14 protein-coding genes are annotated in these 20,061 nt (G+C 61.3%); 11 read left to right on the top strand and 3 right to left on the bottom strand.

Annotated features, from left to right (window positions below):
• Window positions 1-9 precede the first annotated feature (9 nt).
• From GKIL_RS23855 to GKIL_RS18155, 3 genes are all read left to right on the top strand, one after another.
• On the top strand, window positions 10-1,209 hold the full coding sequence (locus GKIL_RS23855; RefSeq protein ID WP_071824833.1) for an aspartyl protease family protein: 1,200 nt from the start codon (window positions 10-12) through the stop codon (window positions 1,207-1,209).
• A gap of 139 nt (window positions 1,210-1,348) precedes the next feature.
• A complete protein-coding gene (locus GKIL_RS18160) occupies window positions 1,349-2,674 on the top strand; it encodes a TldD/PmbA family protein (protein ID WP_023175278.1) in 1,326 nt (441 codons plus the stop codon).
• 88 nt (window positions 2,675-2,762) lie between these two features.
• The gene (locus tag GKIL_RS18155; protein WP_023175277.1) at window positions 2,763-2,957 is read left to right on the top strand and encodes a hypothetical protein; all 195 of its coding nucleotides are present in this window, start codon (window positions 2,763-2,765) and stop codon (window positions 2,955-2,957) included.
• On the opposite strand, the gene GKIL_RS18150 is transcribed toward GKIL_RS18155, so the two are convergent.
• Window positions 2,945-4,273: an MATE family efflux transporter gene (locus GKIL_RS18150; protein WP_023175276.1), complete on the bottom strand. Its 1,329-nt coding sequence runs from the start codon at window positions 4,271-4,273 to the stop codon at window positions 2,945-2,947. The genes GKIL_RS18155 and GKIL_RS18150 overlap by 13 nt on opposite strands.
• A gap of 17 nt (window positions 4,274-4,290) precedes the next feature.
• The gene (locus GKIL_RS18145) at window positions 4,291-5,484 is read right to left on the bottom strand and encodes an AAA family ATPase (RefSeq protein WP_041244054.1); all 1,194 of its coding nucleotides are present in this window, start codon (window positions 5,482-5,484) and stop codon (window positions 4,291-4,293) included.
• Window positions 5,485-5,683: 199 nt separating this feature from the next.
• On the opposite strand from GKIL_RS18145, the gene GKIL_RS18140 reads away from it, so the two are divergent.
• Window positions 5,684-6,541 (top strand): class I SAM-dependent methyltransferase, encoded by an 858-nt coding sequence (locus GKIL_RS18140; RefSeq protein ID WP_023175274.1) that lies wholly within the window; start codon window positions 5,684-5,686, stop codon window positions 6,539-6,541.
• On the opposite strand, the gene lepB is transcribed toward GKIL_RS18140, so the two are convergent.
• Window positions 6,538-7,029 (bottom strand): signal peptidase I, encoded by a 492-nt coding sequence (gene lepB, locus GKIL_RS23005; RefSeq protein ID WP_051382856.1) that lies wholly within the window; start codon window positions 7,027-7,029, stop codon window positions 6,538-6,540. The genes GKIL_RS18140 and lepB overlap by 4 nt on opposite strands.
• A gap of 321 nt (window positions 7,030-7,350) precedes the next feature.
• On the opposite strand from lepB, the gene GKIL_RS18125 reads away from it, so the two are divergent.
• The 7 genes from GKIL_RS18125 to GKIL_RS18095 all read left to right on the top strand — a co-directional run bounded on the left by GKIL_RS18125 (window position 7,351) and on the right by GKIL_RS18095 (window position 20,046).
• Entirely contained in the window at window positions 7,351-8,664 is a 1,314-nt protein-coding gene (locus GKIL_RS18125; protein ID WP_023175272.1) for an efflux RND transporter periplasmic adaptor subunit, read from the top strand.
• 9 nt (window positions 8,665-8,673) lie between these two features.
• Window positions 8,674-9,876, top strand: coding sequence for an ABC transporter permease (locus tag GKIL_RS18120; RefSeq protein WP_023175271.1), 1,203 nt, complete (start codon window positions 8,674-8,676; stop codon window positions 9,874-9,876).
• 4 nt (window positions 9,877-9,880) lie between these two features.
• Complete coding sequence (locus GKIL_RS18115; RefSeq protein ID WP_023175270.1) at window positions 9,881-11,086, top strand: ABC transporter permease; 1,206 nt, start codon at window positions 9,881-9,883, stop codon at window positions 11,084-11,086.
• A gap of 8 nt (window positions 11,087-11,094) precedes the next feature.
• Complete coding sequence (locus GKIL_RS18110) at window positions 11,095-11,784, top strand: ABC transporter ATP-binding protein (RefSeq protein ID WP_023175269.1); 690 nt, start codon at window positions 11,095-11,097, stop codon at window positions 11,782-11,784.
• Between the two features lie 249 nt (window positions 11,785-12,033).
• A complete protein-coding gene (locus tag GKIL_RS23000; protein ID WP_023175268.1) occupies window positions 12,034-14,295 on the top strand; it encodes a CHASE2 domain-containing serine/threonine-protein kinase in 2,262 nt (753 codons plus the stop codon).
• Window positions 14,292-15,446, top strand: a complete 1,155-nt coding sequence (locus tag GKIL_RS22995; protein ID WP_023175267.1) for a DUF928 domain-containing protein — start codon at window positions 14,292-14,294, stop codon at window positions 15,444-15,446. Before GKIL_RS23000 ends, GKIL_RS22995 begins: the two co-directional genes overlap by 4 nt.
• On the top strand, window positions 15,424-20,046 hold the full coding sequence (locus GKIL_RS18095) for a CHAT domain-containing protein (RefSeq protein WP_023175266.1): 4,623 nt from the start codon (window positions 15,424-15,426) through the stop codon (window positions 20,044-20,046). Before GKIL_RS22995 ends, GKIL_RS18095 begins: the two co-directional genes overlap by 23 nt.
• The last annotated feature ends 15 nt before the right edge of the window (window positions 20,047-20,061 follow it).

Here is a 20,061-nt window from a genome sequence, read left to right as displayed (position 1 = left end):
TCTGCAGGTATGTTGCAGCAGCTTATTTTACCTCTGAAGGCAGAACCTGCTGAACTTACACAAGCTGATAAGGAGGTAGCAGGAGATTTTTCATCTCCCTTTTCTATACCCTTCGACGGTGCCCCAAAAGGCTCAGTAGAAATCCAAGTGAGTATAAATGGCGAAGGACCATTCAACTTTCTTCTGGATACCGGTGCTGAGAGAACAGTTGTTTATGAGGAGATTGCACAAAAGCTCAGGCTACCTCTTTCCGAGTCAGGGATAAAGCCTCTTATAGTTAACGGAGCAGGTAAAAATATCGTACAGATCAGGCGAAAAGCTCAAGTAAAAAAACTGGAAATTGGTAAAGCATCTCTCAAAAATGTTGATCTCTATATCTTACCTGTCTCTTCTCATTCCTTTTCCAGTACTTTATCAAGAATAGACGGCATTCTGGGCAATGATTTGCTTCAAAGATCTGTCTTTCAAATCGATTACGAGAGTCAGAAGATCACCTTCTTTCAATCTAGAGACTGTACTCAAGCAGTTGATCCTGTTGGTATGCCTATCTTCTTTTTAGATAAAAGAAAACCTTCTATCTCAGCTGAAATTGATGGAATACCAGCGCAGCTTGAAATAGACACGGGATCCTTTCTGTCACTGGAACTGTATCCCTTTTTTGTTGAAACTCAGAATCTCCTTGCCCGATATCCTCGTAAAATAGAACAAAAAGTAGAGGGCGTGAATGGAATAGAAATTGAACAGATGGTGCGGGCTCAGAAGCTTAAATTTGGCAATATTGAAGTAAGCAAACCTCTTATCTATCTGGCTACACAGGGAAAAAAAGATACTAGTTCCAGAAGTATTTCGGGAAATATTGGCAACGCTGTTTTGTCTCGCTTCTCAGTCACCTTTGACTACCAGTGCCAGCGAATGAGTTTCGTCAAAAACAATTCTTTTGATAAGCCATTTAATTATGTAGATTTGCAGTTAAAATTTCAGCTTCCTAAAGGCGTTGTTACTTACGCACCGCTGGAGAGCCCTGCCGGGCAGGCGGGAATCCGAGTTGGAGATAAAATTACGGCCATTGATGGTGTTCCTCTAGGTGAGCTGGGCCCGAAAGAGCTGTATCAAAAATCCCGGAAACCGCCGGGTGAAACTTTATTGATCACAATCGAGAGAAAAAATATTCAGAAAGACATTCAGATCTTGTTAGAAAATGCTCTGTAGCTCCTGCTGATTTAGAAGGATAGATGTACCAATTCGTCATGAGTATCCCTCTGAGAGGTCTGTGAAACTTTACAGCAATAAGCTGCCAAGCTGGGAATGAATTATTGGACAATGGCAACCATCAACCTGTTTTAACCTGATGATGACTGTTGTTGAAAAACTTGCAGTGGAGCAGGCGCTGGAACTGATCGATCGGGTAGTCGCCGCTTCCCAGGCCGATGGCGTCTTTGTGAGCATCGAGGGGGGCGAGGAAGCCCTCAGCCGCTTTGCAGGCAACCAGATTACCCAGAACGTCAACCAGAGCCGCTTCGCGCTTGCGATCACAAGCTACTTTGGAGCCGGCCATGCCACTGCCTCGACTTCTGAAACCGATCTTGAGGCGATCGAGGCGACGGTGCGCTGCTCCGAAGCGCTGGCGCGGATCGCTCCGGCGGACCCGGAGGCCGTCGCTTTATTGGCACCCCAGAGCTACGACGCCCGTCAGGCTGGTTTCGATGAGGCGACGGCGCACACCTCGCCGCTGGTGAGGAGTGAAATTATTCAGGGACTCTGTGCCCAGGCGGAGGCAGCAAAGGTAACGGTCGCGGGCACCCTTGGCAGCGAGAGCCGCCTGAGAGCAGTGGGCAACTCGCTTGGCCTCAGGGCAGCAGCCCGGACGACCACTGCCCGCTTTGGCCTGACTGCCCGGATAGAAGACGGTTCGAGCTGGGGGGAGCGCACCGGCTGGCAGTTCGATGGGTTGCGCTGTGCGGAACTGGCCGGTGAACTGATCGAGCGGGCCGCCCATAGCCGCAATCCGCGATCGATTGCACCCGGCACCTACCCGGTTGTTCTGCACCCGGCGGCCTTCGCCGAGTTGCTGAGCTGGGTGGGCGGAAACTTCGATGCCCGCGCCGCCGACGAGGGCCGCTCGTTTTTATCGGGGCCAGCAGGCGGCAACCGCATCGGCGAAACCCTCTTCAGCCCGCTGGTGCAGCTGGTGCGCGACCCGGCCCATCCGCTGTTGTGCGCGCCGCCCTTTCAAGCGGACGGGCTGCCCAACACTTGCCTTGAGATCGTGAAAGACGGCATCCCCCAGACTCTGAGCTACAGCCGCTACTGGGCGCAAAAGCAGGGTGTCCCGGCCACCGGTGCGTTTACTCCTCTGGCGATGGCAGGCGGGCAAGCAAGTCTGGAGGCGCTGGTCGCCGGGATGGAGCGCGGCGTGCTCATCCATCGCGCCTGGTACGTTCGTTCGATCAACCAGCGGGAACTGAGTGTCACCGGTATGACCCGCGACGGTACTTTCTGGATCGAGGATGGCCGGATCGCTTACCCGATCAAAAATCTACGCTTCAACCAGAGCCTGCCCCAATTGCTGCGCACCATCGAGGCACTGGGAGAGGTTGAGCGGCACGGCGCGCTGGTCGTCCCTGCGGTGCGGGCGAGTTCCTTCCAGTTCAGCAGCGTCACCGACAGCATCTAACTCTCTGCCGATCGGCTTATTTCGCTTGCCGTATCGACAGACACAGGTTCGGTTCTACGCTATTAGTTATCCACATCAAGGGTTGGTCATGGACTACAGGGGTTGGAAGATTCTAATCCGCCGAGAATGGAACGGCATCGCAGCCGACTGCGTGAGCCCGGAGGGGTTGATGCACACGAGCCCCTTCTGCTTCCAGACAGAAGACCAGGCAGCCGCCGACGCCAGAAGCTTTATCGAAGGCCAGATCCGTCAGGCAGAACTGCTTGCCGCTCAGGTCGGCTGAGAACGGGTAAGGGTTGCAGACACACACAGCGCAAGCGGGATCGCCCGCCCGGCCATAAAAGCAGCGAGCGCCAGCCAGAGCAGGTGTGGCGAATGGTAGTGCCAGGCAAACCAGGCGAAGGGTAAGAAGCAGACGACAGCTACCAGCGTGGTGGTGCGCAGGACCCGGCTTTCGGTGAGGCCCAGAAAATAGCCATCGAGCATCCAGGCGATCGAACCGATGGCCATTACCGGCAGCAGCCAGGGCACGAAGCTCCCCAGCTGATCGAGCACTGCGGGTTGGTTGCTTAAAAGAGCGAATAGCGGTCCTGGCAGAACGACAAAGACGAGGGCAAAACCGAGGCCGCTCGTGAAGGAGGCTGTTCCGGAGAGCCACAACAGTTCGCGCAGTTTGCCGGGATTGCCCTCGCCCTTGAAGTAACCGGCCAGGCTCTCGGTGGCGAGGGCAAAGCCATCGACAAAGTAGGCTCCCACCGTCACCACCTGCAGCAGGACGGCGTTGGCCGCCACGATATCGGTGCCCAGAGCCGCTCCCAGATTGGTAAACAGGGCAAAGGCGCTCACCAGCGCAAAGGTGCGAATAAATAAATCGCGGTTGAGCTGAAAGATTGCTTTCAATTCCTTAGCATCAAAAAGAAAGGGCGCAGCCCGGCGCAACTCCTTTGGTCCCACCTGGCCAAGGGCAAAGACCATGCCCACGGCGAGAGCCAGGTACTGGCTGGTGGCGGTGGCCGCTCCTGCCCCGGCGCTCTGCCAGTGCCACTGGACAATAAATAGATAGTCAAAGACGATGTTCGCGAGGCCGTTGACGGCGGTGAGAGCCAGCACCCGGCCACTCTGCTCGCGCCCGAGAAACCAGCCTACCAAGACAAAGTTGATGAGTGTCGCCGGGGCGGCCCAGATGAGCACATCGAAGAACTGGCGGCCCGCTTCTTTGACGGCGGGCGTGGCACTCATCAGGGCAAAGCCGACCTCGCGCAAGGGCCACTGCAACAGTACCAGGGCAACCCCGAGACCGAGGGCGACCAGCCAGTGGCGCACACCGATGAGCACGACGCGCTCGGCATCTGCCCGCCCGGATGCCTGGGCCGTGAGCCCGGTCGTGCTCATCCGCAAAAAGCCAAACGACCAGTACAAAAAGTCAAAGAGCACCGTGGCGAGGGCGACGCCCGCCAGGTGCCTGACTTCTGTGAGGTGGCCCAAAAAGGCAACATCCACCAGCCCGGCCACAGGCACCATCACATTCGACAGGATGTTGACGAGCGCCAGCCGCCAGAAACGGGGGGCGATGGCGGAGGAGAGCCAGCTTGGGAGCATCTTTTTGATAGGGAGGGCTAGACGAAGCGGTGGGTAAATTCGGCGACGAGGTTGACGCGCCCCCGGCGCAGCAGGGCCGGGTCGAGCCGCTCGGTGGTGTTGCAGGTGAGCAGAACCACCAGCTTTTGCTGGGCGTGGATGCCCGACTCGTCGATGACGCTGCGGTAGAGGGTGCCGTCGAGGAGGCTGAGGACGTGCTCGGTCTTGTTGTTGGTCTGAGCCGCTTCGCTCGCCCGGTTCTGGGCCAGGTTGTCGGCCTCGTTGATCAAAAGACAGATGCGTTCGAGGTAGGCGGGCGGCACAAAGTTCTCGACCGCATCGTGATCGAGGGTGAAGATCACAAAGCCCAGAGGCTGGAGGATCTCTTTGGCTACCGCCTGGGCCCAGGCCGTCTTGCCGGTGCCCGGTTCACCGTGTACCAGCACCGCGAGCTGTTCTTCGTCGAGCACCGCCTGCTGCACAACGTCGGTAAACGCCTGGACCGATTCTGGAAACGAGCGGATCGGATAGCGGGACTGCAACTGGCCGATGCGACTCTGGTAGCCGCTTAGAATAATCGCCAGGTTGTAGACGCTCTTGGTCACAAGCGGCAGCAGATCGATGGCGAGCAGGTTGTACTGTTGCTTGCCGGGCTGGGGCGACGGGCAGATCTTGAGCCAGACCTGCTGCGCCTGCCAGTGGGCAAACAGGGTCCCCGGCACCAGCATCCGTTCCCAGTTGACGAACTTCTCCGTCGGGTAGTAAAAGTAGCGGTCGAGGTAGTACTGGCTGATCGTGTCGGGGCGGCCCAACAGACCCAGGATGCGCTGGATAACGATCTCCTGCAGCCGGTTCAGCACGTAGTCGAGGGGAATATTGCCGCGCCCTACCGCCTGCACCACGGGCCGATCGACGCTCAGCACATCCTTGTGACGGTAGTCCGGTAGGGCCGGATCGGGCGTGATGTAGTCCCAGTACTCGCCCAGTTCGTACTGCATCGACTCTGAGAAGATATTGAGCGCGTTCGCCCACCAGGGATAATCGCTGCGGCTGAGGGCGTCCGCCAGGTCGCTCGCGACATCGAGGCTCTTCTGGCCAAACTTGGTGCCGTCGTTGAAGACGAGATGGACAAGATAATCCCAGTCGAGATCCCGGCTCATTGGCCGCCAGCCTGCGCCAAGTAAGCCCCTGGCTAGCGGATCTCCATCGTTTGAACCGCGATTCCATCCCATAGCGCTCAGCACACCATTCGACAGTGGTACACACAGGCCGCGCTCCAGAGAGAGGAGCGCCGGGCGTGGAGCCATTCTAACTCAGCTACCGGTGTTGTGCTACATGCATAATACAAAAAGGTTGCCTGAAGGCTGGTCCGGGAAACGGGCCGTTATAATCGCTGGCGGGAGAAGACGATCGCCTTTTGGGAGGAAATCTATGGGTTCGTCGAAGTGTCGTCCATTGGCCGGTTGTGCCCTGGCTGTTGTCCTGCTGGCCGGTGCGGTCCAGATTGCCCCGTCCGCCCGGGCCGAGCAGGTGGCTTCCGCCAGTACCGAGCAACTGCTGCGCGCAGCGATAGCCAGTCCAAACCGTTCTGAGAAGGCCCGCGATCGCGATCGCTACCGCCATCCGCTGGAGACGCTGACGTTTTTGGGTCTGCGCCCCGAGATGACCGTCATCGAACTGTGGCCGGGCGGGGGCTGGTACACTGCGCTTCTGGCTCCGGTGCTCGCCGAGCGGGGCAAGCTTATCGTGACGAGCTTCGATCCAAATGGTCCGAAAGATTCGGAGTTGACGGCGATGGCCCGCAGTTTGAACACAAAGCTCGCCTCCGATCCGAAGACCTTCGGCAGGGTCCAGACGGTGGTTATCGCTCCTCCCACCAACCTTACCCTCGGAGCGGACAGCTCGGCGGACATGGTGCTCACCTTCCGCAACATCCACAACTGGGCGGCGGAGAACTACGACGACAAAGTTTTTGCCGCTGCCTTCAAAGTGCTCAAAAGCGGCGGCATCTTCGGGGTCGAGGAACACCGGGCCAGAGCCGGCGTTCCGGAGGCGGCGAGCGTGAGATCCGGCTATATGCCCGAGGACTACGTGATCAAAAAAGTCGAGGCAGCCGGTTTCAAGTTCGTGGCCAAATCCGAGATCAACGCCAATCCCAAGGACACCAAAGATTATCCGGGGGGCGTCTGGTCGCTGCCTCCGACTTTGACCCTGGGTGAGAAGAACCGCGACAAGTACCTGGCGATCGGCGAGAGCGACCGGATGACGCTCAAGTTCGTCAAGCCCTAGCGCTGCACCAGAGCGAGAATATGCTGAGCGCTCACCGTCGGCGTCTTCCAGAGGCGGCTGTCGGTGCCGGTGCTGCGGTTGTCCGCCAGCAAAAAGTACTCCCCCGCCGGGACGCGCAGCGGACCAAAGCGCTCAGGCGCGCAGGGAGCCTGTTTACAGCGGGTGGGCGGTCTCTGGACAAACGGTTCGGCGAGGGGCTGGCCATTGACGCGGGCAAGATAGCCGTTCACCTGCACCGTCTCACCGGGTAGGGCGATGATCCGGCGGATCGTCGTCTGTGCTTTTGGGCCAGGCTCTTTGACGACGACCAGATCGAAGCGGGCAAGCGGTCTGGTGCGCTGCCAGTCGAAGTTCTCGCGCACGACCTGCTGGTTGTGGATCGTGGGCTCCATACCGCTGTCGGGCATCCTGCGCAGGCGCACGTCGGTCTGCAGGGCACAGCCGGCCAGCAGGCAGCCTATAGACAAAAAAGCGATTCGTTGCGTCATGGGCTTATTCAAAGCCCAGCCGGTGGCCGGTGTCCAGCTGTTCAGGGAGCAAATGATGAGCAGGATGCCGCAGTTGGTGCAGACGACGGAAGGTGCGGGTTTTGGGTTCGCCGGAAAGACATCCTGCAAGGGCGAACGAGGACAGGACAGGAGGGAGTTGCCGATATCTTCCAGGGTTAACACACACTTTGGGGAAGGCTACAGACCAAAAACTGCTCATTTTTTGCTCACTCTGGCCGGTAGGTGAATGTGCCGGTGGCGGCAATAGCCCAGGCACTGCTAGTTTGTATCCAGCGTGGCTATACAGAGGAGCAGACCAGGATGGCTGTGTCCCAGGTGAGTGTCGAGTCAAAGTTTCGGATTCCCTGGCGCTGGCTGCTGGCGGCGCTCGGAATTATTGGCGTCGGGGCACTGGTTTTTACCTTCGCCTTTCCGCGCACCGAGGCTGGTGCGAAGTACGCAAAGTTTTTGACGACGGCAGAGCGCATCGACACCGACGTTCGGATCACCACCGCCGGTCAGGTCGCTCCCAACCGCAAGGTCAACGTCGGTCCCAAGGAGGCGGGCATTCTCGCCCGGCTGTACGTCGATCAAGGCGATGCGGTGCGCGAGGGGCAGATCCTGGCGCGCATGGACGATAGCCGCCTGGTGAGCGAGGTCGCCCAGTGGAAGGCCGCCGCCGATCTGGCGCGGGCCAAGTACCTGCAGGCGCGCAACGGTTTTCGCACCCAGGAGATTACCCAGGCAGAAGCTGACATGCGCTCCGCCCGCGTCAACTTTGAGATCGCCCAGAATAACTACAAGCGCTTCGAGCAAATCCACAAAGTTGGGGCGATTACCGACGTAGACCTCAACTCCCGCCGCCTCGATCTCGATCGGGCCCGCGAATCGCTCAAGGGTGCCGAAGCCAAGCTCAACCTCTACAAAGTCGGAACCCGCTACGAAGAAATTCAGGCGGCCAAGGCCACCCTCGACGAAGCGCAGGCCCAGTACGCCAATGCCAAGACGCGCCTGGCAGATCTCAATATTCGCGCCCCCTTTACCGGCATCGTCTCCCAGCGCTACGCCCAGGCGGGAGCCTTCGTCTCGCCCACCTCCAACACCCAGGGCGACTCGGCCAACTCGAGCACGATCTTGCTGATGATCGACCGGCTGGAGGTGCTGGCCACCGTCGCCGAATCGGACATCGCCCGCATCCACGTCGGTCAGCCGGTGCAGATCACCACCTCCGCCTATCCCGGTAAAGTTTTCAAAGGCACCGTCCGGCTGGTGGCCCCGGAGGCAGTGACCGACAAGGACATTACCCAGTTCCAGGTGCGCATTCGCCTCGACGACGAGGCCGCCCGCACCCTCAAATCGCGCCTGAATGTCACGGTCAACTTTATTGCCGGGCACCTGAGCGACGTGCTGGTCGTGCCGACGACGGCGCTCATCACCCGCGACGGCAAGACCGGCGTGCTCGTGCCGGATCTTAAAAAAGGACCGACCTACCGGCAGGTGACGGTCGGCCAGAGCCTGGGCGATAAAACCCAGATCCTGAGTGGCCTCAAACCGGGCGAAAAGCTCTTTGCCAAGCTGCCGCCCGATGTCAACATCGAAGAGCTGCTGGGCAAGAGTAACGATCTGACCAATTAAGGAACGACGGTGAACTGGCTGGAGAATCTGAAGCTGGCGGCAGGGGCGCTCTGGGCGAACCGGTTGCGCTCGGTGCTCACGATGATTGGCCTGGTGATCGGCATCGGGGCGGTGATCCTGGTGGTCGCTCTGGGTGTTGGGGCGCAACGCTTCGTAAGCGACCAGTTTGCCGGGCTGGGCACCAACGTGATCGGCATCTTCAACGCCGGACCGCGCACCAGGGGCCGCCAGCCGCTCACCCTGGCCGACATCGAAGCCGTCCGCACCCAGGCATCTTCCGTCCGCCGCGTCGCTCCGATCGCTGTCGGTCAGGGCAAGATCAACTGGGGCGATCACAAGTCCCAGGGCCAGCTCCAGGGAGTGCCGTTCAACATCTCCCAGATCATCCGGATCAACTTTTCTCAGGGCCGCTTCTTTACACCGGCAGAGATCGACAATCGCAAGCGCGTCGTCATCCTGGGCGAATTGCTGAGCCGCAAGCTCTTCGGTTACGAAAATCCGGTTGGTAAGACGGTGATGATCAACGACAACCAGATGACCGTGGTCGGTGTCACCAAGCGCAGTTTCTTCGGCAGCTGGATCGACCTCGATCGAGGAATGCTGGTGCCCCTTTCGGTGGCCCTCGAAAGCCTGGTGGCGAGCGATTCGCCCTTCGGTAAAAAAGTGGACGGCTTTATCGTCGAATCGAAGCCGGGCGTCAGCTCCGCCGAGATGACCTTCGAGGTGCGCAACCTTCTGCGCCTGCGGCACAACGTCACCGACCGCGAGGACTTTCTGATTGCCAACGCCCAGGATGTGGTGAATCTCTTCAACGGCGTCGCCCTCGGGGTGACGGTGGTGCTTGGCCTCACCGCCGCGATCTCGCTGGTGGTGAGCGGCATCGGAATCATGAACATCATGCTCGTCTCGGTGACCGAGCGGACCCGCGAAATCGGCCTGCGCAAGGCCCTCGGGGCGACCGAAGAGGTGATCCTCACCCAGTTTGTGATCGAGGCGGTGCTGCTGTCGCTGGTGGGGGGCGTGATCGGCATGGCCTGGGGAATCGCGGCGGCACTGGGCATCGCCAATATCTCGCCCCTCAAGCCCGAGGTCACTACCTGGTCGATTCTGCTGGCGGTGGTCGTCTCGGCAGGAACGGGGTTGTTTTTTGGCGTCTTTCCGGCCCGGCGGGCCGCCCGCCTCGATCCGATCGTCGCTCTGCGCACGGAGTAGAACTATGCCCTGGTACGAGAACTTGCGGGTGGCGGCGGTGGCGCTCTGGGCAAACCGGTTGCGCTCGGTGCTCACGATGTTGGGGCTGATTATCGGCGTCAGCTCGGTGATCTTGATCGTCGCCATCGGCGTCGGTGCCCAAAAATTTGTCAAGGACCAGTTCCGGGGCTTTGGCACCAACGTCGTCATCGTCGGGGAGGACCGCTTTAGTAAGAGTGCCCGGCCCCTGACGATGGCCGACATGGAGGCGATGCGCACGCAGATTGGCTCGGTGGACCGGGTCTCGGGAATGCTCGCCCAGACCGGGCGGGCCATCTGGGGCAACAAGGACGCTGACTGCCGCATCTACGGCCTCCAGCCGGAGCTGGCCTCTATTCTCAACTGGCAGATGGAGAAGGGCCGCTTTTTTACCGACCGCGAGGTGCGCGAGCGCGCCCACGTCACCGTTGTCGGCACTGACCTGGCCCAGGAGCTGTTCGGCTACGAAGATCCGGTGGGCAAGCAGATCCTGGTCAACCACCAGCCGATGACCGTGATCGGGGTGACTGGCAGGCAGACCGCCTTTAAGGGCTATCTCCAGTACGTCGAGCGCGGCACGATGATCCCGCTCACGGTCGTGCAGGAATCGCTCATCACCAACGACACGCCCTTCGGCAAGAGTATCGGGCTGATTTTTCTGCAGACCAAGCCGGGAGAGACGATCGAGGCGGTAACCTTTCAGGTGATCAACCTGCTGCGCGCCCGCCACCAGATCACCGCCGAGGACGATTTTTTTGTCGCCAATGCCCAGGAGATTCTCAACGTCTTCAACACGATCGCCGCTGCCCTGACGGTGATGCTCGGCTTTATCGCCGCGATCTCGCTGCTGGTGGGGGGCATCAACATCATGAACATCATGCTCGTCTCGGTAAAGGAGCGCACCCGCGAAATCGGCCTGCGCAAGGCGGTCGGGGCAAGTGAAGAGGTGATCCTCATCCAGTTTGTGATCGAGGCGATTTTGATTTCGATCGTCGGGGGAGCGGTCGGGATCGCCTTTGGTTGGGCCGCCGCTGCCCTCGTCGGTGTCGCCACACCCCTCAAGCCCGAGGTCACGCCGGTGGCCGTCGCCATCGCCGTCGCCGTCGCCACCGGCGTTGGGCTATTTTTTGGTGTCTTCCCGGCCCGCCAGGCCGCCCGCCTTGACCCGATCGTCGCTCTTCGCACGGAGTAAGCCAAGCCATGCTGATTCGCCTCGAGAACATCCGCAAGTCCTACAAGCTGGGAGCGAACGAAGTCGATATTCTCAAAGGCATCGACCTCAGCATCGACCAGGGTGAGTACGTGGCGATCATGGGCCCCTCCGGTTCGGGCAAATCCACCCTGATGAACATCATCGGCTGCCTCGATCGGCCCACCTCCGGGCAGTACTACCTCAATGGCCGCAACATCGCCACCCTCGATCGCAGGGCTCTGGCCCAGGTGCGCAACCGCGAGATCGGCTTTGTCTTTCAGCAATTTAATCTGATGGCCCGCTCCGACGCCCTCGAAAACGTCGCCCTGCCCGCCATCTACGCCGGGATAAGCGCAAAAGAGCGCAAAGCCCGTGCCAGCGCCCTTTTGGAGCGCGTCGGCTTAGCCGATCGGATCTACCAGCGCCCCGGCCAGCTCTCCGGCGGCCAGCAGCAGCGGGTGGCGATTGCCCGCGCCCTGATGAACCGCCCGAGCATCCTGCTGGCGGACGAACCCACCGGTGCCCTCGACACCCGCACCGGCGACGAGGTGCTGCGCCTTTTTGAAGAGTTGAACGCCGAAGGTCTGACCCTGGTTGTGATCACCCACGACCAGGAAGTGGGCGATCGCGCCCACCGGCTCATCCGGTTGCGCGACGGCCAGCTTGAGACCGAGGCGAGCCAGGTGGCCTCCCGCTAGAAGGGGCGATCGTCAAAAACCGTTAAAAGTCGGACCCGGCATATTTGGAGACGGACAATGCTAGTAATCCCTAGTGTGTCCACCGCTGGTGCAACGTTTTATGCTTGCTGTCGCCCCATTGCGCGCCCCTGATTGCCCGAGATGGTACAGTACCAGATTGCAGGAGGGCCGGGGGACGGTGCGCCAGAGCCGGCAACTTCTGGGTGAGTCCGTTGCGGTCCATGCGTTCGCTCAATGAGCCGCCAGCCGATGAAGATGTTTGCCGCCTCCAACCCCGCTCGCCTCGCAGGCAGCCTGACTGCCGCCCTTCTCGGTGGTCTGCTGGTGGCGGCGGCGATCGTCGGGGTGCGCTCGGTTGGCTGGCTCGAAGCGGGGGAGCTGGCGGCCTACGACCGGCTGATGCAGTGGCGGCCCGCCGAAGCTACCGATGCGCGCCTGGTGCTGGTCGAGATTACCGAGAGCGATCGCAACGCTTTTGGCGAGGCGATCCCGGACGCTGCCCTGGCCCGGCTGCTGGCCAAAATCGACTCCTACAGGCCCCAGGTGATCGGTTTCGATATCTACCGGCCAAAACCGACGGGTGAACTGGCGGCACTTTTTGAGCGCAATTCGCGCCTGGTGGGCATCGCCAAGGTCAACGCCAAAAGTGACGGCTTCGAGATTCCACCTCCACCTGGACTGGCTGCCGAGCGCTTCGGCTTTGCGGACGTGCCGATCGATGAATCGGGCCAGAAGGTGCGCCGGGGGTTTTTCTATACGACCCTCAAAAGCGGCAATGTGCTCTCTTTTGGGGCGGTGCTCGCCTTGAAGTACCTCGAAGCGCGGCAGATCACCCTCGCCCCGGCGGCGGACGGAGAGGTAGCGCTCTCGAAGTTACGGGCAAACACACAACAGCCGCTGGTGGTGCTCGACAAACTCGCTCCCAACGCCGGTGGTTACCAGAACCATCTCGAATTTGCCCGCAGCTACAACCTGCTCATCAACTACCGGGGACCGAAGGTTGCAACCAGCGTCACCGCCTCCCAGGTGCTGAATGGCAGCATCGATCCAAAACTGCTGCGCGGGCGGGTCGTCCTGGTGGGCTACCAGGGCAAGAGCTTCGGCGACTACTTTGCGGTGCCCTACACCGAGGAGGCGGTACCAGGCTTTACCCTCCACGCCCAGGTGGTCAGCGAACTTTTGAGCGCCGTTCTCGATGCGCGTCCGCAGATCTGGTACTGGAACGCGCCGCTCGAATGGCTCTGGATCGTCATCTGGAGCCTGGGAACCGCCATTCTCGTCTGGCGATGGCCATCGCTACCCTGGGCGGGGATTGCGGTCGTAGCTGTCCTGACCCTCCTGAGTGGCACAGCAGTTATCTTGTTTGGTCTGCGCGGCTGGGTACCGCTCGTACCGGCAGCTCTGGCGGTAGTTATGAGCGCTGGGCTGGTGGCAGCACTCGCAGCAGCGGCCCGCCGCTTATTAGCAATCCCGCCTTTTCCAGATGCTGCCGAGCGGCAGAAGACGGTGGTGGCCAACATCGATCGGGCGGCTGTCGAACCGGCGCGGCGGCCCGCCGACTGGATCGGGCGCAGCGTCGGCATCCAGGGGCGCTACACGCTGCGGCAGCACCTGGGGGGCGGCGGCATGGGCGAAGTGTTCCTTGCCACCGACAACCGCATTGGCCGCGAAGTGGCGCTGAAGATTCTCAAATCTTATCTGGCGAGCACCGACGCCTATGGCTTGAAACAGCGCTTTTTGCGGGAGGTACGCATCTCAGCCGCCCTCGAAAGTACGCACATCGTCCAGGTCAGCGACTTTGGCATTACGGTCGAAGGTGCCCCTTTCTATGTAATGGAATACCTCAGGGGAATCAGCCTCGCCCAGGTGCTCAAACGCGAGAAGCGGCTGCCGGTCGAGCGGACGGTCCGGATTCTTTTGCAGATCTGCGAGGGTCTCAAGCCCGCCCACGAAGGTGTGCGCCTCAGCACCGACGGCGGTGTTCAGGAGGTGGTGCGCGTCGTCCACCGCGACCTCAAGCCCGAAAACATTTTCTTGCTGGGGGCGAACGACATGGTCAAGATTCTCGATTTTGGCATCGCCAAACTGTTGCTTGCCGAAGCGGAGGACGCGCCCGACAGCAGCCTGACGCGGGGTGGTTTTTTGGGTTCCTCCCGCTACGCCTCCCCGGAGCAGTGGCGCAACGCCGCCGACCTCGATCAGCGCTCCGACATCTACAGCCTCGGGATGATCGGCTACGAGATGCTGAGCGGCGACAACCCCTTCGGCATCGCCGGTGAAGCGGAAACCGGTACAGAACTGCTGCTCTGGTACGAGGGCCACCTGCGCAAGGAACCGGCCCCACTGCGCACCCGCCCCGAATGCCAGGGCGTTCCCGCCGCCCTCGAGGCGATCGTGCTGCGCTGTCTGGCCAAGCAACCCGCCGAGCGCTTTGCTACGGTCGAGCAGCTGCAGCGGGCGCTGCTTGCCGCCTTTCCGGGGCTCGGTTCAGCCGGGGAGGCCCAGCGATGAGACTGTCTGCGCTCACAGCGAGTCTGGGCCTCGCTCTCGTTCTGGCCGTACCGGGAATCGCTGCCGCCTCGCCGTCCTTTCATCTCGCCCAGGTATCCGCCACTTATACCGTCGTGCTGGGCGACACGCTCTGGGGTATCTCCCGCCGCTTTGGCCTGCCGCTGGGCAATCTCATCGCCCTCAACCGCGATCAGGTAGCCGATCCCGATCTGATCCGGGTCGGCCAGATCCTCCGCCTCGCACCGCACAGGCCGGAGATCACCGCTACGAAGCCACCCGCGCCGAGGGTGGCCAGCCGCAAAACCGGCAGCAAAAAGCCTGCTCAGAAACCACCCACTGTCAAACCGCCGACAGTCACCCAACCCCAGAGCGCCGATCCCCGCGCCTACTTGAGCAGTCTGGCGAGGGATGTGCTGGCGCGCCACCGCCGCTCGATCCTGGGTAGCCTACCGGTGCAGCAACTGGCAGGCAACCGCCTCGGAGCGGCCAAGCGCGGTTCCTGTGCCGCTGCCGGTCAGAAGCTCGTCGCCCTGCTGCCGGATACCAACCTTGGCCAGACCGTCTCCGACCAGCCCACCTTTTTCTGGCGGATGCCCGCACTGAAGCCGGAGTGGCAGAGCCGAGCGTTGCGCACGCGCTTCCGGCTCACGGCGGTCGATAGCCAGGGCCTCGACATCGACCCACCCCTCTACCAGAGCGAGTTCGACAGCGGCCCCCCCGGCATCGCAAGCCTCACCCTGCCGGTGGCGATTCCGACCGGAGAGAACCTGCGCTGGACCCTCAGCATCCTCTGTGACCCGGACGACCCGGACGGCAACGAGTACGTCAAAGGCTGGATTCGCCGGGTCGAAGCTTCGCCCCAACTGGCCGCCGAACTTGAAAAGGCGAATCTGGTCGATTACCCGGCCCTCTACGCCAGAGCCGGACTGTGGTTCGACGCTCTAAAGTATCTTTCTGCCCTGCGCCGCAAGGTCTCCGACGCCTCCCTCGACGACGACTGGGCGGCGCTGCTCGATCAAGTCCAGCTGGGCGACGTTGCAAAACAGCCGCTCACCTGCCGCCAGGATCCGGCCCAAACCCAGGGCACCTGCGCCACCGTTTCCCCTGCTCCCACCCACACTCCCGACAATGCCCAACTACCCGAACGCTAAGCTGCGCCTGCGCCTCGTATCCACCCTCGCCGCCCTGGCCCTCAGCCTGAGCCTCCAGAGTGCCCTCAAAGCCCAACCGCCGACCCACATCCAGAGCGCTGCCGACGGCACCGGCACCCTGGTTGCACCGAACGGCAACCTCTACACCATCACCGGCGGCACCACCTCCGGCAACGGGGCCAACCTCTTTCACAGCTTCAGTAGTTTTGGCCTCAGCCAGGGGCAGATCGCCAACTTTCTTGCCAACCCCAGCATCCAGAACATCCTGGGCCGGGTGACCGGCGGCAGTGCCTCGTTCATCGATGGCCTCTTGCGGGTGACGGGCAGCAACGCCAACCTGTTCTTGCTCAATCCCGCCGGTATCGTCTTTGGTCCGCACGCCAGCTTGAACGTACCGGCTGCTTTTACGGCGACGAGCGCCAACGGCATTGCCTTCGGCTCCCACTGGTTCAACGCCAGCGGCCCCAACAACTACGCCGCTTTGAACGGTCCACCCGGTACCCTCGCTTTTACCATGACGAGGCCAGGAGCGATTATCAACGCCGGTAACCTGAGCGTCGGCCCCGGTCAGGCGCTCTCGCTCATCGGCGGCACCGTCCTCAGCACAGGCCACCTGAGCGGAGGACAGGTGACAGTCGCGGCGGTACCGGGCGAACACTACGTCCGCCTCGGTCAGGCGGGCAGCCCCCTCAGCATCGAAGTGCCCGTGAGCGGCGGCGAACTGCCCACCAACTGGAACCTGCCCATCCTTTCGCTGCCAGAATTGCTTACCGGCACCGGCACTGGTTTAACAGTGGGAGCGGATGGCCAGGTCCGTCTTGCCGGTTCGCAGCTCGTCGTCGGCTCTGGCGATGTAAGCGCGCGTCAGCTCGAAGCGGATTCAGCGCTCCTGTCCGCCGATCGCAACCTCGTGCTGCGCGAAAGCCAACTGCGCACCGCCCGCGATCTCACTCTTGAAGCCGGAAATACCGTCACGATCCGCGACAGTGGGACGCCGCCGGTGCGCTTCGAGGCCGGGAACGAGCTGACCATCCAGGGCAGGGCGGGCATCGACATCCTGGCCCTGGGCCATCCGGGCACCCCCTTTACCAGCGGCGGCAACACGCGCCTGGTGAGCGACGGTACGATCTCGGCGGACGCCCACTTTGCAAGCGATCGCAACTTTTCGGTTGAGAAGTTCGATGGCACCCCAGCCACCCTGCACAGCCTGCACGACCCGATCTTCAACGTCCGGGGCGACTTCAGCCAGGGAGCCTACACCGGTGCCTCGATCAAAGTCGTCGCCGGGGGCAACATCAGCTTCGGCAACACGGCGGCCCCGGCGGATATCGTGATCACTGGCCCCGACACCACCGGCAACCTGCCCGCGAACGATCCCGACTCTGCCACCTTGAGCGTCAGCCGGGCGGTGATCCTCCAGGCTGGGGGCAGCGTCCTCACCGGCAACATCACCACATCGAGCGATCAGGGCGACGTGGGTCCGATCCGACTCACCGCCAGTAGCGGCACGATCACCACCGGCACACTGAACGCTTCGTCCTTCGGCAACCTTCCGAGTGGCAGCGGCGGAGCGATCACCCTGACTGCCAGCGGCGATATCCGCACCGGCGACATTCTGACCAGTTCCTCGAACACTTCACCTGCGGGCAACAGCACCCTGTTCGGCAGCGGCGGGGCGATCAGCCTGACTTCCAATCAAGGAACGATTGCCGCCGGAACCCTCGACGCCTCCACTTCTGGCGACAACAGTTCAGGCAACGGCGGGGCGATCACCCTGACGGCCAATCAAGGAACGATCACTGCGGCTGGCCTCGTCTCCGCTTCGTCGAGCACAATTGGCCAGGCAGGCAACGGCGGCAATATCGTTGTCAGCGCCAACGGCGATCTCTCCCCTGGCAACCTGAGCAGCAGTTCTTTTGGCAACACTGCTGCGGGCAACGGTGGCAGCATCACCCTGACTTCCGGTAACGGAAATATCGTCGTCGGTGCCATCGATTCCTCTGCCTTTGCCTTCAACGGCATCCAGGGACGTGGCGGAAGCGTCGCCTTCAGTGCCGGTAACGGAAACATTGCGACCGCTTCGATCAACTCTGCCTCCGGCAGCCCTTCATCGCTTACCAACGGCAATACGAGCAACGGCGGGGCAATTACCCTTACCGCCCGTGGAGATATCATCACCGGAGATCTGCAATCTTTCTCCTGGAGCGACTTCAATACTGCGGCCAACGGTAGTGCTGTTACCGTCACCTCCAGCAACGGCAACATCGCCACGGGTTCAATCGAGTCCTTCTCGATTGGCGGTAATGGCAGTGCCGGTAACGGTGGAGCAATTGCCCTCACAGCCAACAACGGCACTGTCACCTCAAGCTTCCTCCAATCGTACTCAAGCGGTTTCAACGGTGCTGCCGGCAACGGTGGCAGCATTCTTGTCAGTGCAAACGGCAATATCGCTGCTGCTGAGGTAGATAGCTTTGCCTCCGGGAATGCTGCTGTGGGAAACGGTGGGGCAATTACTTTCACTTCCAATCGCGGCAACATCACCACCAGTGTCGTGGAATCGCTCTCGGTGAGCGGCAACGCTACTGCAGGCAATGGTGGCGCGATTACCCTGATAGCCAACAACGGCACGATCGTTACGAATGTCCTGGATTCGTTCTCGACGGGTGCCGTCGCTGGTAACGGCGGCAACATCTCGCTCACTGCCAGCAATGGCATTACTGTCTCGTCATCTATCAACCCTGGCTCATTCGCGGGTGACGGCAATGTGGGCACTGGTGGGGCGGTGAGTCTGCAGGGACCGGTCACTTTCGATAGCAGCGGCGGTGGTCTAGCGATTAGCGGTGCTTCGACAATCACGACCGGCAACGTCACAGGAACCGGTCCTGCGAATTTCTCTGCCACCGGAAATATTGGCACGGGCAACATCGCCACCAACGGTGGAGCCATTACTCTCACGAGTACGGGCGGAGCGGTAGCCACCGGCAGTCTCAATTCCAGTTCCGCCACCGGCGGTGCGCCAATCTCGATCGCCTACCAGGGACCACAGTTCGTCGTCAACGGTGCAGCGGGTAGCTTTACCAGCGGCTCCACCGGTTCCATCACAAGCAATGCGAATAACAGCGTGCAGAGTGGCACCCTCTCCGGTAGTTTCAGCCAGGGTGACATTGCAATCAACGGCCCCGCCGTTACACCTCCACCACCCCCCCCACCGCCACCACCGCCACCTCCGGTCGTGGAACCACCCCCACCGCCCCCCGTGGTCGAAACGCCACCGCCTTCACCGGTTCAGCAGATTCTCGCCAGCAGTGCTTCGCCAATTAATCCCCAGAACGTCGTGAGCAACGTTGCCCAGACGCCCCTCGCAAGCCGCAACGCCTCGATTCCCCAGAACCCGCTCGCTTCGCTCAATACGGCTCTACCGGGAACGGCGACGGCAGCGAACGATGTCGCCCGCTACTACGGACTGCCGTTCAACGCCCGGCCCCTCTCGCTGCCGGAGATGCAGGAGAATTTGCGCAAGGTAGCGACGGCTACCGGCAAGCAACCGGCGATTATCATCGTCGATCTGCAGACCAACCTGCTGACTTTGATTACCCCCGACAACCGCACGATCGTGAGCATCCCGCTGGGGGTGAGCAGTACTGCCCTGCGCAACCGATCGGACGAGTTGCGCCGCGAAATCGACGATCCGAGCAACACCACCTCCAACCGCTACCTCGCCACCTCCCGGCAGCTCTACAACTGGATCATCGCTCCCTTGGAGCCGGATCTGCAGGCCCAAAAAATCGACACGATCGCCTTCCAGCTCGACAGTGGTCTCAGGTTGTTGCCCCTGGCCGCCCTCAACGACGGCAAGCAATTTTTGCCCGAAAAGTACGCCTTCAGTCTGATCCCGAGCATTAACCTGCTCAACACCGAGTACGACCCGGTGCGGGTGCGCGAATCGCGGGTGCTGGCGATGGGAGCGTCGAGCTTCAAGGACGACGTGCCCCTGCCGGCGGTGCCGGTGGAGCTGAGGACCGTCACCCAGGAGGCGGGCGGCTCGGTCTTTCTCAACCAGGACTTTACCCTGGGCAACCTCAAGGCCCAGTCCTCCCGCTTCGGCATCCTTCACATCGCCACCCACGCTGACTTTAATCGGGGAGCAGCCGATCGCTCCTATATCCAGTTGAGCGACACGCGCCTGGGCCTCGATCAGCTGCGCAGCCTGGGCTGGAATCAGCAAAATATCGAACTGCTGGTACTGAGCGCCTGCCGCACGGCCTTCGGCGACACCGACACCGAACTCGGTTTTGCCGGTCTGGCGGTGGGGGCGGGGGTAAAGACGGCGGTCGCCACCCTCTGGCGCTCGTCGGATATCGGCACCTTTGGGCTGATGACCGCCTTCTACGGCGATCTCAAAGCTCTGCCCACCAAGGCCGACGCCCTGCGCGCCGCCCAGATCGCCCTGCTGCGCGGTCAGGTGCGGCTCGAAGGCGACCAGTTGCGCACCGACAAACAGAGCATTCCGCTCCCTGCAGATCTGCGCGGCACCGGCCCAGTCAACCTGTCGCACCCTTACTACTGGTCCGGATTCACGATGATCGGCAGTCCCTGGTAAACCCTCGACGCTCTC

Origin of the sequence: Gloeobacter kilaueensis JS1 (genome assembly GCF_000484535.1) — a bacterium.
GTDB classification, from domain to species: Bacteria; Cyanobacteriota; Cyanobacteriia; order Gloeobacterales; family Gloeobacteraceae; genus Gloeobacter; species Gloeobacter kilaueensis.
This window is presented reverse-complemented; position numbering and strand designations above follow the sequence as displayed.